The 14862-nt window shown below is 61.6% G+C and carries 17 protein-coding genes; 12 read left to right on the top strand and 5 right to left on the bottom strand.

Features of this window, described 5'->3' with window-relative positions:
* The first annotated feature begins 73 nt into the window (after positions 1–73).
* From ACQ66M_RS04755 to sigJ, 3 genes are read left to right on the top strand one after another with little or no spacing between them, the layout of a single operon-like run.
* On the top strand, positions 74–460 hold the full coding sequence (locus ACQ66M_RS04755; RefSeq protein ID WP_350174475.1) for a hypothetical protein: 387 nt from the start codon (positions 74–76) through the stop codon (positions 458–460).
* Positions 457–999: a hypothetical protein gene (locus ACQ66M_RS04750; RefSeq protein WP_350174473.1), complete on the top strand. Its 543-nt coding sequence runs from the start codon at positions 457–459 to the stop codon at positions 997–999. The genes ACQ66M_RS04755 and ACQ66M_RS04750 overlap by 4 nt, the downstream gene beginning before the upstream one ends.
* Positions 996–1877, top strand: a complete 882-nt coding sequence (gene sigJ, locus ACQ66M_RS04745; RefSeq protein WP_430402232.1) for an RNA polymerase sigma factor SigJ — start codon at positions 996–998, stop codon at positions 1875–1877. Before ACQ66M_RS04750 ends, sigJ begins: the two co-directional genes overlap by 4 nt.
* Here the strand turns inward: sigJ and ACQ66M_RS04740 are convergent.
* Complete coding sequence (locus ACQ66M_RS04740; RefSeq protein ID WP_430402230.1) at positions 1868–2335, bottom strand: SAM-dependent methyltransferase; 468 nt, start codon at positions 2333–2335, stop codon at positions 1868–1870. The two genes, sigJ and ACQ66M_RS04740, sit on opposite strands and share 10 nt — an antisense overlap.
* A gap of 90 nt (positions 2336–2425) precedes the next feature.
* Between ACQ66M_RS04740 and ACQ66M_RS04735 the strand changes: the two genes are divergently transcribed.
* Positions 2426–3352, top strand: a complete 927-nt coding sequence (locus tag ACQ66M_RS04735; protein WP_430402228.1) for a LysR family transcriptional regulator — start codon at positions 2426–2428, stop codon at positions 3350–3352.
* 207 nt (positions 3353–3559) lie between these two features.
* Here the strand turns inward: ACQ66M_RS04735 and ACQ66M_RS04730 are convergent, their stop codons facing one another.
* The 3 genes from ACQ66M_RS04730 to ACQ66M_RS04720 form a co-directional block, all read right to left on the bottom strand.
* The gene (locus ACQ66M_RS04730) at positions 3560–4138 is read right to left on the bottom strand and encodes a manganese efflux pump MntP family protein (protein ID WP_350174465.1); all 579 of its coding nucleotides are present in this window, start codon (positions 4136–4138) and stop codon (positions 3560–3562) included.
* Between the two features lie 58 nt (positions 4139–4196).
* The gene (locus tag ACQ66M_RS04725; RefSeq protein ID WP_350174463.1) at positions 4197–4661 is read right to left on the bottom strand and encodes a Dps family protein; all 465 of its coding nucleotides are present in this window, start codon (positions 4659–4661) and stop codon (positions 4197–4199) included.
* Between the two features lie 96 nt (positions 4662–4757).
* Positions 4758–5969, bottom strand: a complete 1212-nt coding sequence (locus ACQ66M_RS04720) for a pyridoxal phosphate-dependent aminotransferase (protein ID WP_350174461.1) — start codon at positions 5967–5969, stop codon at positions 4758–4760.
* A 272-nt stretch (positions 5970–6241) separates the two neighbouring features.
* Between ACQ66M_RS04720 and ACQ66M_RS04715 the strand changes: the two genes are divergently transcribed.
* The 6 genes from ACQ66M_RS04715 to ACQ66M_RS04690 all read left to right on the top strand — a co-directional run bounded on the left by ACQ66M_RS04715 (position 6242) and on the right by ACQ66M_RS04690 (position 12435).
* The gene (locus tag ACQ66M_RS04715) at positions 6242–6556 is read left to right on the top strand and encodes a hypothetical protein (protein ID WP_430402226.1); all 315 of its coding nucleotides are present in this window, start codon (positions 6242–6244) and stop codon (positions 6554–6556) included.
* Positions 6557–6595: 39 nt separating this feature from the next.
* Positions 6596–8470, top strand: coding sequence for an excinuclease ABC subunit UvrC (uvrC, locus tag ACQ66M_RS04710; RefSeq protein ID WP_430402224.1), 1875 nt, complete (start codon positions 6596–6598; stop codon positions 8468–8470).
* 81 nt (positions 8471–8551) lie between these two features.
* Positions 8552–9025 (top strand): NUDIX hydrolase, encoded by a 474-nt coding sequence (locus ACQ66M_RS04705; RefSeq protein WP_350216265.1) that lies wholly within the window; start codon positions 8552–8554, stop codon positions 9023–9025.
* Between the two features lie 147 nt (positions 9026–9172).
* Positions 9173–10651: an inorganic phosphate transporter gene (locus ACQ66M_RS04700; protein ID WP_430402222.1), complete on the top strand. Its 1479-nt coding sequence runs from the start codon at positions 9173–9175 to the stop codon at positions 10649–10651.
* 66 nt (positions 10652–10717) lie between these two features.
* A complete protein-coding gene (pgsA, locus tag ACQ66M_RS04695; RefSeq protein WP_430402217.1) occupies positions 10718–11407 on the top strand; it encodes a CDP-diacylglycerol--glycerol-3-phosphate 3-phosphatidyltransferase in 690 nt (229 codons plus the stop codon).
* A 269-nt stretch (positions 11408–11676) separates the two neighbouring features.
* Entirely contained in the window at positions 11677–12435 is a 759-nt protein-coding gene (locus ACQ66M_RS04690) for a murein L,D-transpeptidase family protein (RefSeq protein ID WP_350174449.1), read from the top strand.
* Here the strand turns inward: ACQ66M_RS04690 and ACQ66M_RS04685 are convergent.
* Positions 12411–12830 (bottom strand): NUDIX domain-containing protein, encoded by a 420-nt coding sequence (locus ACQ66M_RS04685; protein WP_350174447.1) that lies wholly within the window; start codon positions 12828–12830, stop codon positions 12411–12413. The genes ACQ66M_RS04690 and ACQ66M_RS04685 overlap by 25 nt on opposite strands.
* Before the next feature lie 256 nt (positions 12831–13086).
* Here ACQ66M_RS04685 and ACQ66M_RS04680 point away from each other — a divergent pair, with 256 nt between their 5' ends.
* Together ACQ66M_RS04680 and ACQ66M_RS04675 are read left to right on the top strand one after the other, a co-directional pair.
* A complete protein-coding gene (locus tag ACQ66M_RS04680) occupies positions 13087–14076 on the top strand; it encodes a calcium/sodium antiporter (protein ID WP_350174445.1) in 990 nt (329 codons plus the stop codon).
* Entirely contained in the window at positions 14073–14825 is a 753-nt protein-coding gene (locus ACQ66M_RS04675; RefSeq protein ID WP_350174444.1) for an SDR family oxidoreductase, read from the top strand. Before ACQ66M_RS04680 ends, ACQ66M_RS04675 begins: the two co-directional genes overlap by 4 nt.
* Positions 14826–14862 lie beyond the last annotated feature (37 nt).

Genomic DNA, 14862 nt, shown 5'->3' with positions numbered 1-14862 from the left:
CGGTGCGGCTTTGATCCCGTGTCACAAAATCGGATGCTGCTTCGTCATAGGGGCAGCAAAAAGGAAATGACCGATGTGGCGCGGAATATTGATTGGTGTGGCGATAATGAATCTGGGGCTGGCTGGCTATTTATGGTTCGCCCCGCATGCTTGGTATGAAGGTACGCCCGGCGTGGCGATGATGGGGCCATTCAACCTGCATTTCATCCGCGATGTGGCACTGGCCTATCTGGCCAGCGCGGGGGCGCTCGGTTGGGGTGCCTGGAAGCGCAACGTCACGGCCGCCGTGTTCGGCGCGGCCTGGCCCTGTTTCCATGCCCTGTTCCATATCTGGATCTGGCTGGGCCGCGGTGTGCCTTTCGATGAGATCGCGCTGGTCAATCTTGTCGGCATCCAGTTGCCAGCCTGGCTGGCACTGATGGCGGCGCTGCAGTTCCGGCCGGGGAGGGCAGCGCGATGATCCGCTGGTTCCTGGCGAGGCAGGCGCGTGCCTTCGGCAAGCGCTACGACTATGACACTGCCTATATGCATGACGTGATCAGCACCTCATCCAGGGCCGGGATGCGCATGGCGGCGTTTCCCTATGCGACCGGATTTCGCGGGCCGCCGGCAGCGGGCGAAGTCATGGCGGGCGCCATGTTGGCGTCGACCCTGGACGGTGATTGCGGGCCGTGTGCACAGCTTGTCGTCAACATGGTGACACAAGCGGGCGGCAACCCGGCCCAGCTGCAGCTTTGCGCCGAAGGCCGGGATGCAGAAGCCGGCTATGTGGGGCTGGGTTTCCGGTTTGCGAAGGCCGCGATTTCGGGGGATCTGGTGGCGGACGAACTGCGCGACGAGATCGAGGCCGGGTTTGGCAGGGAGGCAGTCGTGGCGGCTTCATTCGCGGCGGCGACCGGCAGGTGGTATCCTGTATTCAAACGCGGCCTGGGTCACGGCATGACCTGCACGCGGCTGCAATTTGGCGATGTGCCTGTGGAAGTCAGCAAGGTGTCATGAATCCGGCTACAGCCATCTTCGAGGCGGAACGGCCCAGGCTTGTCGCGCTATGTTACCGGATGTTGGGCGAGCGTGCCGGGGCTGAGGACGCCGTGCAGGACACGTGGCTGCGCTGGTCGCTGATCGATCCGGCTGCCATCGACAATCCGGCTGCATGGCTGCGGCGGACAGCGACACATATCGCGATCGATGCGCTGCGTGCGGCGCGGGCCAAGCGGGAGGCCTATCCGGGGCCATGGCTTCCCGAACCTCTGTTTGCCACTGAGGCGCAGGCGGCAGGTGCTCGCTTCGAAATTGCACAGGAATGCGAGTTGGCGCTGCTCTGGGCGATGGAGCGCCTGAGCGCAACAGAGCGGGCGGCCTTCATCCTGCGTGAGGCTTTCGATACCGGGTATGACGAGATCGCGGCGTTGCTGGGCAAGTCTGAAGGCGCGTGCCGCCAGCTGGTCAGCCGGGCGCACAGGCGGCTACATGAAAGCGGGCCGCGGTTCGACACGCCGGATGCGCAGGTGCGTGAGCTGATCGCGCGCTTCCTGTCAGCGGTAGCGGCCGATGATTTCGAGGCAGCGCAGCAATTGCTGGCGCCGGACGCGGTGGCGCTTAGCGATGGAGGCCGCAAGGCGAGCGCGGCGCTGCGGCCATTGGTGGGCGCGCAGGATATCCTGACAGTGTTCACATCCGTTATGCGCAGGTCGGCCGTGGTAACGGGCTGGCGGCTGGAACTTGTCGAAGTCAATCGCAGGCCGGCGCTGGTGCGCTGGCTCGGCGAGCGGATCGACTTTGTGTTGACACTGGCGCCGGACGTGTCCGGGCGGATCGCATGGCTCTACGTCATGCGCAATCCAGACAAGCTGCCTGGCGCGGCCGGCTACCAATAGGTTTGCATGATCTCTTTCGCCCAGCCGGGCTCACGCAGCTCTCCGCGCGGCTGGAAACCCGACATGACGGGCTTGATGTCGAGTACCGGTGTGCCGTCAATCGCGTCGAGTCCCTTCAGATGCAGTACCGTCCCCTCGACTGCGTGTATTTCGCAGATCGTCGCGCCGAGGCGATTGGGGCGGTTCTTGCCGCGCTGGGCGAAGATGCCGATTTTCGGCCAATCGGTTTGCCCGCGAGGGTGGCGCGCGCCTGTGACGATCTTCGCATCTGCCACCCGGTCGAAGAGGAAAATGACCTCAGCATGGGAGAAGCTGTCCAGGCCCATCAAGGCTTCATCGTCAAACACTGTCGTGTCGAGTTCGATTCGGGTCGACTCGGCGTCCCAGTCATCGTCTGTCGCCTCGGAACGGGTGCAGCGAACGGTGCCAACAGGCTTCATCAGGAACGGGTCGCGCATGCAGTCTTCCTTCGCACATGAGTCACCCACCCTAACGGGACTGTGCGATTTCTGCGAGTCGCTCGAATCTCCACTTGCCGCAGCGTTAAAGTGGCGTCACAAACCCTCCCCATGGACTGGGGTAAGCTTAGATCATTTCACGCGGCCGCTGAAGCAGGCAGCCTGACATCTGCGGGCGAGCGTCTCGGGATTTCCCAGTCGGCTGTGTCGCGCCAGATTGCCGCGCTGGAGGAGCAGCTTGGCGTTTCGCTGTTCCAGCGCCATGCGCGCGGACTGGTCATGACCGATAGCGGACACACGCTGTATCGATCAACAATGGAGATGGCTGCGGCGGCGACATCTGCGGGAGCGGCGCTGAAGGACCAGCAGGACACGCCGCAGGGCGAACTGATCGTCTCGGCCCCGATTGCCTTTGGTTCCACCTGGCTGGTGCCACGGCTGGGCGGGTTCTCCCGCCGGCATCCGGACCTGCATCTCGACCTGCGTCTTGAGGACCGGAATTATGATCTTCTCAAGCTGGAAGCCGAGTGCGCGATCCGGCTGGAGGCGGCGGACAAGGCGGACCTGATCCAGCGCAAGCTCGGTACGGTCGCGACCAGCCTGTATGCGGCGCCGGAATACCTCAAGCAAAAGGGGGTGCCGCGTACACCGCAGGACCTCGATAATCACCGCATCATCGCCTATGGCGACGAAAGCTCGCTGCTGAAAGTGATGAGTTTTGCCTGCCGCGTCGGCCGCGATGACAGCCCGCCGCGCCCTGCTTCACTGAAGCTGAACAATGTGTTTGCCATGTTGCGCGCCGTGGATGCAGGGCTAGGCATTGCCGATGTGCCGGATTACATGGCCAGCGCGATGCCACGGCTGGTCAAGGTGCTACCGGACCATGTCGGGCCGATCTTCGATCTGTATTTTGTGTACCCAAGCGACCTGCGCCGGTCCAAGCGCGTGGCGGCTTTCCGCGACTTTGTCACAGCGGAAACGGAGGCGCTGCGGCGGCCTTCCATGCATCAAAGCTAATATGAACATTTGATGAAATGCATTTTTGCATGGTTGGGCTGCGGACCTGCGGCTTGCATCGGCGCCTGCAAGGCCTATTTAACCTGTATGCCTTGGGCCCCGGGCATTTCCCAATCTCCCTCCGATTGGGCGTTTCCTCCCCCCTTCGGGGCCCAATACTTGAAACCCGGCGCGTTCATTCGCAGCCGGGTTTTTTTTGCCTGCCGATCAGCCGCCGGTCATGTGACTGTAGAAGATCGACAGCCCGATGAGGATCAGCACCAGGCCGCCGCCAATCTCGGCGCGCTGGCCAAAGCGCACGCCGAGCGCCGGACCGATCAGATAGCCGAGCGCGCTCATCACGAAACTGGTGAAGCCGATGCCCAGTGCGAGCCAGACACTTGTTCCCGACAGCGCCATGGCCACGCCGACGGCTGCGGCATCGATGCTGGTGCCGATGGCGGTCAGCACGGTGCCGAGTGCGGTGCGGCGGGCGAGGGATGGTGTGTCGGAGGCGGTTTCATCCGGCTCGCTGCGCAGGCCTTCACGCACCATGAGCGTGCCGATGGCTGCGAGGAGCACAAGCGCGATCCAGTGATCCATGGCTTCGGCATAAGCGGCGACGCTTTGGGCCAGCCCCCAGCCGAGCAGGAACATGAGCCCCTCGCTGAGCCCGAAAACGGACCCGACGCGGACAGCCTGCAAGGCGTCATGCGTGCGCTGCTGTGCGCCGCGCGCAAGGGCGGCAGCGAAGGCATCTGTCGACAGGGCAAGACAGACGAGCGCGAGCGTGAGGACTTGATGCATTGCGGGGCGGCTGCCTTGTTCGGATCCACCCCGCGATGTCACAGATTACGGCATTTCGCTAGAGGTTGGCGCGCAGCATCCAGGCGGTTTTTTCCGAAATGTCGGCGCGGCGCGTCATCAGGTCGACGGTGACGATGTCATTGTTTTCCTCGGCAACCTTGAGACCGATCTTGGCGGCACGGCTGATGGCTTCATGGCCTTTGACGAGATTGGACAGCATCGCTTCGGCCTCCGGCACGCCATTATCCGGCTTGATCGTCGCTTCTTCCAGCATTTCGGACGATGAGCCGGGCGCGAAATGGCCAAGGGCGCGGATACGTTCGGCAATCTCGTCAAGTGCGGTCCAGAGCTCGGTATACTGGGTCATGAACATGGCGTGCAGCGAGTTGAAGCGCGGACCCGTCACGTTCCAGTGGTAGCCGTGTGTCTTGACGTAGAGTGCATAGGTTTCGCCGAGCAGCACGCGAAGGGCCTGGGCTGAGGTTTCGCGGGCCTTGTCGTTCATTCCGATATCAATAGGCATGATTTTCTCCTGTTAGCATGACGCTTATACGCAAGATGTGGGTATTCGATCCGGCCTGCGCCAATCGATACGCCAAGGTCAATCCATAGGAAAAATCTATATTAGTGCGGCGCAGAAGCGCTGAATGCGCGTCAGGGCTTCGGTCAGGGCTTCGGTTGATGTCGCGTAGGAGATGCGAAACGCCGGGGACATGCCAAAAGCCGCCCCGAACACGACGGCGACTTTCTCCGTTTCGAGCAGTTCCGTCGCGAAATCCTCGTCCGTGTTGATCACATTGCCGGAAGGGGCAGTCTTTCCGATGACGCCGGCGCAGGAAGGATAGACGTAGAAAGCGCCTTCAGGCGTCGGGCAGTGCAGGCCCTCACATCTGTTGAGGCCCGCAACAACCATGTCGCGGCGCTGCTGGTAGACGGCGCGGCGTTCGGCCATGAAGTCCTGCGGGCCATTCAGCGCTTCAATCGCCGCATACTGGCTGATCGAGCAGGGATTGGATGTCGTCTGGCTGATCACTTTGCCCATTGCCTTGATCAGTTTTTCCGGGCCGGCCGCATAGCCGATGCGCCAGCCGGTCATGGCATAGGCCTTGGACACGCCGTTCATGGTCAGCGTGCGGTCATAGAGGCCGGGCTCGACCTGGGCGATGGTCCAGTAGTCGAAGCCGTCATAGACCAAGTGTTCGTACATATCGTCCGTGAGGATCCAGACATGCGGATGGCGCAGCAGCACGTCGGCCAGGCCGCGCAGCTCGGCCTGTGTATAGGCCGCGCCGGTGGGGTTGGACGGCGAGTTGAGAATGATCCACCTGGTACGCGGCGTGATCGCGGCTTCGAGCGCTTCCGGTGTCAGCTTGTAGTGCGTATTCGGGCCGCAAGGCGCGATGACGGGCTCACCGCCAGCCATCAGGACCATTTCCGGATACGACACCCAGTAGGGTGCCGGTACGATAACCTCGTCGCCGGGATTCAGCGTGGCGACGAGCGCGTTATAGATGACCGGCTTGCCGCCCGGCGCGACATGCACCTGCGAGGGCTTGTAGGCGAGGCCATTCTCGCGGGCGAACTTGGCGCAGATGGCCTCTTTCAGCTCCGGCAGCCCGTCGGCCGGCGTGTACTTGGTCTTGCCCTCGTGGATGGCCTTGATGGCGGCATCCTTGATATTGTCCGGCGTGTCGAAATCCGGCTCACCGGCGCCAAGGCCAATCACGTCATGTCCGGCACGCTTGAGTTCTGCGGACTTGGTCGTAACGGCGATTGTGGCGGATGGCTTGACGCGGTCCAGCGCGTCGCTGAGGCGGATATCTGCGGACATTATCTATGGTTCCCGTTGTGGCGATTGAGATTTCCTGGGTCGCTTGGCCATAGTCTGCGCGGGACGTCGGGGCAAGCTTTTCCCCTATTGGGCGTGATGCGGCGGCGAGACGCAGGGCCTTGCCCCGCGAGCCGTCATTGCTGTGCAATTTTTGCCGATTGGATCAATTTTACCGGATTTGTTTATCAGGTTTTCAACCATGAGTGCGATTATGCAATGTCGCGCTCGGGTCTGTCGCATCCGTTCGTGTATTGGAGGAAAGCTCTGAGGCCATGGTCTCTTCGTCCGACATCATTCCGATCGACAGGATCTGGAACCTCATCGTCAGGGAAGCGCATAATGGTGCGCACGAATTCTCGATATGGACTTCACGTCTGAGCGATGCCGAGCGGATCGCCGGGCTCTGTGTGTTCATCATGATCCTGTTGTGCCTGATGGTGCGCCCAAGGAAGAGGCCCAGACGCGCAGCCAGGAGCGGCCCGCAATTCACCTATGCCGTGATCATCGTCATGATCTTCGCATTCGGCTTCGGGATGACATTCGATTCCAGCCTGAATGTCGACCTTCTGTTGCGCAAACTGTTCTAGGTCTCGCAAGGCGGGCATGCAGGCGCTATCTGTGAAGCCATGGAATCACAGGACAATGGTGCACCCACGCTTCGCGGCGTTGACGTCATCAAGGACAATCTGAAACGGCTGCCAGGTCGGCCGGGTGTCTATCGCATGTTCGGCGATGGCGGCGAGGTGCTGTATGTCGGCAAGGCGCGTGACCTGAAGGCACGTGTGTCGAATTATACCCGCCTGGGCGGGCATACGCAGCGGATCGCGCGGATGATCTCGCTGACGCGGCGGATGGAATTTGTCGTCACCGAAAGCGAGACCGAGGCACTTCTGCTGGAAGCAAGCCTGATCAAGAGCCTGAAACCGCGCTTCAACGTCCTGCTGCGTGATGACAAGTCGTTTCCCTATATCCTGATCCGGCGCAATCATGAGGCCCCGCAGATCAAGAAATATCGCGGCGCAAAGCATAATGAGGGCGATTATTTCGGCCCCTTCGCCAGCGCCGGGGCGGTGATGCAAACCCTCGATACGTTGCAGAAGGCGTTTCTGTTGCGCACCTGCGAGGACAGCGTGTTCAATGCCCGCACACGGCCCTGCATGCTGCACCAGATCAAGCGCTGCGCCGCGCCCTGCGTGGGGCTGATCTCGAAGGAGGATTATGCCGAACTGGCCGATGAGGCGGCTGACTTCCTGCGCGGGAAGGGGGCCGACCTGCAGAAACGGCTGGCCGGGGAGATGGACGCGGCGGCCGAGGCGATGGAATTCGAGAAGGCGGCGCGCCTGCGCGACCGGATCCGCGCGCTGGCACATGTGCGTGCGACGCAGGACGTGAACCCGGACGGGCTGGAGGAGGCGGACATTTTCGCGATCGCCATGGAAGGGGGCGTTTCGTGCGTACAGGTGTTCTTCATCCGGGCCGGGCAGAACTGGGGCGCGACGGCGCATTATCCGCGCCATGACAGTGACCAGACGGTGGCAGAGGTGCTCGCGGCTTTCCTGGCGCAATTCTACGACAAGCGCCCGCCGCCGAAACTGATCCTTGTCAACGAGATGCCCGATCAGGCCAGCCTGATCGGCGAGGCGCTGGAACTGAAAGTGGATCGCCGGATCGAGATACGTCGGCCAGAGCGCGGCTCAAAGCGGGACCTTGTCACCCAGGCCGAACGCAATGCGACCGAGGCCGTGACGCGCAAGCTGGCCGAGACGGCAAGCCAGACGCGGTTGCTGGACGAAGTGGCCAAAGTGTTCGACCTGGAGACGGTGCCGCAGCGGATCGAGATTTACGACAACTCCCACATCCAGGGCACCAATGCCGTTGGCGGCATGGTGGTGGCCGGACCGGACGGATTCATGAAGACGGCATATCGAAAGTTCAATATCAGGGATGTGACGATCGAGCCGGGCGATGATTATGGCATGATGCGCGAAGTGATGCGCCGCCGGTTCTCACGAGGTCTGAAAGAGAAGGCGGTGGGCAATGACCGCAACTGGCCGGATCTTGTGTTGATTGATGGCGGGCAGGGGCAGTTGAATGCCGTTCTGGAGGCGCTTGGCGACCTGGGTCTCGGGCCAGACGACGTGAACCTCGTCTCGATTGCCAAGGGAGTGGACCGCAATGCGGGACGTGAGCAGTTTTTCCGGCCGGGCAGGGCGCCCTTCAAGCTGCCAGAGACGGCGCCGGTGCTCTATTACCTCCAGCGGCTGCGAGACGAAGCGCACCGCTGGGCTATCGGTGCGCACCGGGCGAAACGCTCGGCGGACATTGCCCGCTCGCCGCTCGACGAAATTGAGGGGATCGGGCCGGCACGGAAGAAAGCATTGCTGCAATATTTCGGATCGGCCAGGGGCGTATCGCGCGCCAAGGTCGCCGACCTGATGGCGGTCGAGGGCGTCAACGAATCCCTTGCTGAGCGTATATACGGGCATTTCCACAGTGGCTGATGCAGGGCGACTCGCCTTACAAGCGAGTAATACTGCATGCCTGCTATTGCAGCGTGCAGCGAACGTCGTCACAATAATGTCATGGAAGTTACAATTAACAGTATCAAGCGGGAGCTCTCCGACTTCGTGACAGGGGCGTGGTTACGCCCGCCATCTGCGCATCAGGTGGCTGCGCTGTGCTGGCGCCGTGCCGGAGAGGGGCATGAAGTCCTGTTGGTGACGACCCGGAGAAGCGGGCAATGGATGGTGCCGAAGGGCTGGCCAGAGCCCGGCCGACCCGACCCGGAAATGGCTGCAGTCGAGGCCTATGAGGAGGCCGGCGCAAGCGGAACCCTGAAGGCAGAGCCTGTTGGCCGCTTCCATTATGACAAGGCAATTGGCTGTGGCGCGCGGATGGAATGCAATGCCACCCTTTACGCACTGGAAGTCAGCGAGCTCGCAGAAGATTTTCCCGAATCGGGTGAGCGTGAACTGCGCTGGTTCTCTCCGGACGAGGCAGCGATCAGGGTCAAGGCGCCGGAACTGAGTGCCCTGTTGCGAAACTTCACGCCCTGATGGGCGTTAAGGAATCGACGTATAAATACAGTCTGTCCTCCCAAAATACGGACACGAATCCTGTCATGCTTTGAAAAGCCATGCTAACGCCCGGCTCATCATGGCAATGAAAGACGGGAATAGCAGGACATGCCTCAATCCAGCGGAATGAAACCGACCCTCGACAAGGATCTTTCGAAGGTCGGTCAGATCGAGCAGGCATCGCAATCACTCTCCCGCTCGCTTCTGATGCCCGGCCTGGCTCTGGTCTTCATTGCGGTATGCGCCGTTTTCGCGACGATCCTGACAGGCAGTGCACCTGAATCCTTTATCATCGTCGCGGCTGCCGCGATCGGCGCCTATATGGCGCTGAATATCGGCGCCAATGATGTGGCGAACAATGTGGCCCCTGCCGTTGGGTCAAAAGCCCTCTCTATGGCAGGGGCACTGGCCATTGCGGCCGTGTGTGAAAGTGCCGGCGCGCTGATTGCCGGGGGTGACGTTGTCGGCACGGTGTCGAAAGGGATCATTGATCCGTCGGGCCTGGCCGATTCGGGGACGTTCATCCTGGCGATGATGTCGGCGCTGATCGCTGCGGCGCTGTGGATCAATCTCGCGACCCTCGTCGGCGCGCCCGTATCGACGACGCACTCCATTGTCGGCGGCGTTGCAGGGGCGGGGATCGCGGCAGCAGGGTTGAGCGCTGTCAATTGGCCGACCATGAGCCAGATTGCGGCGAGCTGGGTTATCTCCCCGCTTCTTGGCGGCATCATCGCCGCCTGTTTCCTCGCATTTATCAAGACGGCGATCATCTACCAGGACGACAAGATTGCTGCGGCCCGTCGCTGGGTGCCCTTGCTGGTTGCCATCATGACGGGGGCATTCGCGACCTATCTGGCGACCAAGGGCCTGAAGCATATCATGGACATCAACCTGCAGACGGCAGGGCTGATCGGCCTGGCCATGGCAATGCTGGCCTGGATGGTTTCGAGCCCCCTGATCAGGCGCCAGTCCAAGGGCATGGAAAACCGCAACAAGTCCCTGCGGGAACTTTTCAAGCTGCCGCTGATCTTCTCTGCGGCGCTTTTGTCATTTGCACATGGTGCAAATGACGTTGCCAATGCCATCGGTCCGCTTGCGGCGATCGTGTCGACCGCGCAATCGGGCGCCGTGGCGGCCAAGGTGGGCATCCCGCTCTGGGTGATGGCGATTGGCGCGCTGGGCATTTCCTTCGGCCTCATCATGTTCGGCCCCAAGCTGATCCGCATGGTGGGTGACCAGATCACGAAGCTCAACCCGATGCGTGCATTCTGCGTGGCACTGTCAGCTGCGATCACGGTGATCGTTGCCTCGGCACTCGGTCTGCCCGTCAGTTCGACGCATATCGCCGTGGGCGCCGTGTTCGGTGTCGGCTTCTTTCGGGAATGGTACACGGCCAACTCCCGGCGCCGCCGCGAATACATGGCGCGCAATCCGCGTAATCCGGATCGCGAACCCAAACCGACCAAAGACCAGCCTCGCTATCGTCGCCTCGTGCGGCGCCACCACTTCATGACGATTATCGCGGCCTGGCTGGTCACGGTGCCTGCCGCCGGTGGGCTCTCGGCAGTAATATTCCTGGTCTTCCAGGCGTTCAGTCAGGGCTGACGGACGAAACAGCACGTATTTTCTGTGGCATTGAATATGCGCGCAATGCCATGCGCCATTGCCCCCATGGGCCAGCACTGGCAGATGGACGCGATGAGTTTCAAATGGATTCCCAATGCATTGACGATTGCCCGCTGTGTTTTCGCGGGCCTGGTCCTTTGGGGGATATGGAACGCTGAGCTGGCCGGCCAGTCCGTTGCGGCGGCGGGGCCTGACGTGTTGCCTGACGAGGTTCTGCGCCAGAACATCATGCAGCAACTCTGGCACCAGTTCGCGCTGCTGGGTTTCCTGTCGGGCGCGCTGACGGACTTTCTCGATGGTTATCTTGCGCGCCGGCTTCAGGCCCAGAGCCGTTTCGGCGTATGGCTTGATCCGATTGCCGACAAGCTGCTGGTCGGCGCAGCGCTGCTCGGCCTCGCAATGGTCCTGAAGAGCTGGTTCATCTACTTGCCGGCTGCCGCCATCATTGCGCGGGATGTTTTCATGACCTGGTTGCGCACGACGCCCGCAGGCAAGGCGGTGGTTGACCCGTCAGACCTCGCCAAATGGAAGACCGGGTTTGAAATGGCCGCGATCATCGGCCTGATGCTGCCCCTGGCCTTTGCGCCGGCTGATCTTGCCGGGGACGCGACGGGGTCGACGCCGCTTCTGTTCACCGTCGGCGCGGCGCTGCTGGTGGGTATGTTGTGGGTGGCGGCGGCTCTGTCCCTGCTGACGGGCTGGCGCTATATCCGCGCGGCCAGGGGCTCAGACTGATTGCAGACGCAAAAGGACGCCGGCCCAAGGGGAAGAAAGCCGACGTCCCGTTTGCTTGATTGGCGCACCGGACAAGGGGAAGGGCCGGATTGCCTGCAATGAGTTCATTCACGCATGGCCGGGAGGGGAAGCAACCAGCCATGCAAGCAAGACTAAACCGTTCCCCTTAATGGCGCGTTAACACCCAAGGCAGGATTGGGGCGGAGATTTCGCAGCACGGCCAGCATTCAGCCCGCTATCGGCCTCAATCGGACCGGAAAGCTGGTCAGATGAGAAAGCGTGTGTCCTCCGAGATCAAGTTTCTCGCCTTCATACTGGCGGCGCTTCTTTTTCTTTGTCTTCCTGCCCTGTTCGCCTTCGCGGGGGCCGACGAGTTACCAAGAACGTCGCGGTCCGATGACGCTTATGCCCGCAGTGCGCCATCGCTTGAAGAGGATATGGATGCTGAAGGCCTTATCCTCGGCCAGCCTGTCTATTTGCGGATTACCAAGGCGCCTGCGGAACTGACCGCCTTCATCGCCGCCGGTGACGGGACGTTCCGCGCTTTCCGCACATGGCCCGTGTGCAGCGCTTCCGGCAGTCTCGGACCCAAGATAAAGGAGGGGGACGGGCAGGCCCCGGAGGGGTTCTATACGGTCCATCCTGCTGCCATGAATCCGGCATCCAGCTATCACCTGTCATTCAATCTGGGTTTTCCGAACGCGTATGACCGTGCAAACGGACGCACGGGCAGCTTTCTCATGGTGCATGGTGCGTGTGTCTCGATCGGGTGCTTTGCCATGACAGATGCGGGCATCGAGGAAATATGGACGCTGATGCAGGCGGCCTTTTCAGGGGGGCAGGCGGCCGTTCCGGTTCACATTTTCCCTTTCCCGATGACGCCGGATAACCTGCAGCTGCATGTGGACAATGAGCATGCCGAATTCTGGCAGGCCCTGGCGCCGGCGTGGAATGCGTTCGAGGCAAGCGGCCGGGTTCCCGATGTGTCGGTGCGGCGGGGCAATTATGTGGTTCGTGCGGCCCAATAGGGGCTGGTGCCCGCATTGCCATAGATTTCTGCCAGTCGTTGCCTTGTTCCTGGCGTTGCGTCCCGAGGCGGACGCATCGGGTCGACCCAGGCTGTTTCAGCGATTTCACCGAACGAGGTGGCCTCCGTCTCATCCCATGTGCCATGCGCGATCCGGTAAAGGAGGACATGGTCATTGCGGAACACATGATGGTTTGAGTAGAAGCCGACCAGTTCTGGCAGGCCGGTCAGTTTGATGCCGCCTTCCTCCACGAGTTCGCGTCGCAGCGCGTCAATAGCCGGTTCGCCACGCTCGATGCCACCGCCCGGCATGTACCAGCCCTTCACGTAGGTATGGCGCACGAGGAAGACGTGTCCGTCAGCATTTTCGACGGCGGCGCGGACGCCAAGTGTCATTGGGCGGCGCAGCCGGGCATATGACTGAAACAGACGTGTACGAAGGCTGGGCATGGCGCACCGTAACGTGTCGAATGAGGCTCGCCAATCGCCGCAACGCGCGCTATGGACGGGGCCAGAACAGAAACAGATTCTAAAGAACAAAAAAGCGAGACGGTGCAATGATCCATCCCTCCCTGATAGCCATCGGCATAATTGTGCTTGTTTTCGGCATTCTGAACCTCATTGAATTCAAGCGCCTCGACTAGGGACGCAAATGCCAGACCTTACCCTGATTGCCGCCCTGGTCGGGGGGCTCGTTATCATGGCTTTCGCCGGCGATTTCCTGGTGAATGGTGCGGTTGCGGTTGGGCGTCGTCTGGGTGTTTCGCCGCTGATCGCGGGCATATTCATTGTCGGGTTCGGTACATCCGCGCCTGAAATGATCGTGTCACTCGATGCCGCCCTGGAGGGCCGGGCAGGCCTGGCGCTCGGCAATATTGTCGGCTCCAATATCGCCAACGTCTTCCTGGTTCTGGGCATTCCGGCATTGATCTATCCGTTCGTTGCGGGCGGCAGCGGGCAGGGACGCGCGCTTGGTGCCATGCTGCTTGCAACAGTGCTGTGGATCGGCCTGACCGCGATCATGCCGCTGCACGCGGGTGTCGGCTTGTTCTTCGTGCTCATCCTGTTCGGATATTGCGGCTATACGTTCATTGCCGCCCGCCGCGCCCTTGCGCATGGCATTGACCCGGGCGTGTCGCTGGAAGATGCGCCAGATATCAGCATCAGCCGCGCGCTGGTCTATGTGCCGCTGGGTATCGGCGGACTGATCCTTGGTGCCCAGCTGATCATCGCGGGCGGTGTCGGCGTGGCGGAATTCTACAATGTCCCGCAGGAATGGATCGGCCTGACATTGCTGGCCGTTGGTACATCAATGCCGGAAATCGGTGCCAGTGTTGCGGCGGCCTTGCGCAAGCGTGCCGATGTAGCGATCGGCAATGTGCTCGGTTCCAACGTGTTCAATATCCTCGGGGCTGGCGGGATCGTATCATTTTTCGGCCCGATCGAGGTCGCGCCGCAATTCGTCAAGTATGATCACTGGGCCATGGGCCTTGCGGCTGCGATCATCGCCGTGCTGATTCTGACCAAGGCCCGGATCGGGCGTCTGGTCGGCATCCTGCTCCTGCTCATCTATGCCATCTACATCTATGGCCTGATCAACGGTTTCAATATTTCAGGCCTGTTCCAGCCGGCAGGCACATGACGCCCGGCACCGCCCTTGTGACAGGCGCGGGTGCGCGCCTCGGCAAGGCGATGGCGGAGGCGCTGGGACAGGACGGCTGGGCGGTTATCGTCCATTACCGCAAATCCAGGGATGGGGCGGAGGCAACCAGAGCGGCGGTTGAGGCGGCAGGGGGCCGTGCGGCGCTCGTGCGGGCCGACCTTGCCAGCGAGACCGAGACGGCGGGCCTGATGGCCGCTGCCCGCGGCGCGTTCGGCCAGCCGGTCAGCCTGCTGGTCAACTCGGCTTCGGCATTCAATCATGACAGTGCCCAAAGCCATACGCGCGATGGGTGGGACACGCATATGGAAACCAATCTGCGTGCGCCAGTGCATCTGGCGCAGCAATTGGCCAATGGATTGCCGGAGGGTGAGCGCGGCCTGGTGGTCAATCTTCTCGACCAGCGGGTATGGAAGCTGACACCGGAATTTTTCACCTACACCCTGTCGAAGGCGGCGCTGTGGCAGGCGACCCGGACACTGGCTCAGGCCCTGGCACCCAATGTGCGGGTGAATGCCATCGGGCCGGGGCCGACCCTACGCAGCGTACATCAGTCGGCGGAGGCATTCGCGAATGAGCAGCGCGCGACGCTGACGCAGCAGGGCTCAAGCCCGGAAGAGATTGTGAAGGCGCTACGCTACCTGATCAGCGCGTCCAGTGTGACCGGCCAGATGATTGCATCTGACGGTGGACAGCATCTGATGTGGCAGACGCCGGATACGCAAATCTGAATGACGCGAACCGTTCCCCTGGATTCCGGAATGAACC

The organism is Hyphomonas sp. (assembly GCF_965284475.1).
Taxonomy (GTDB): domain Bacteria; phylum Pseudomonadota; class Alphaproteobacteria; order Caulobacterales; family Hyphomonadaceae; genus Hyphomonas.
Note: the sequence above shows the minus strand (reverse complement) of the source record. Positions and strands in the feature narration are given on the sequence as shown.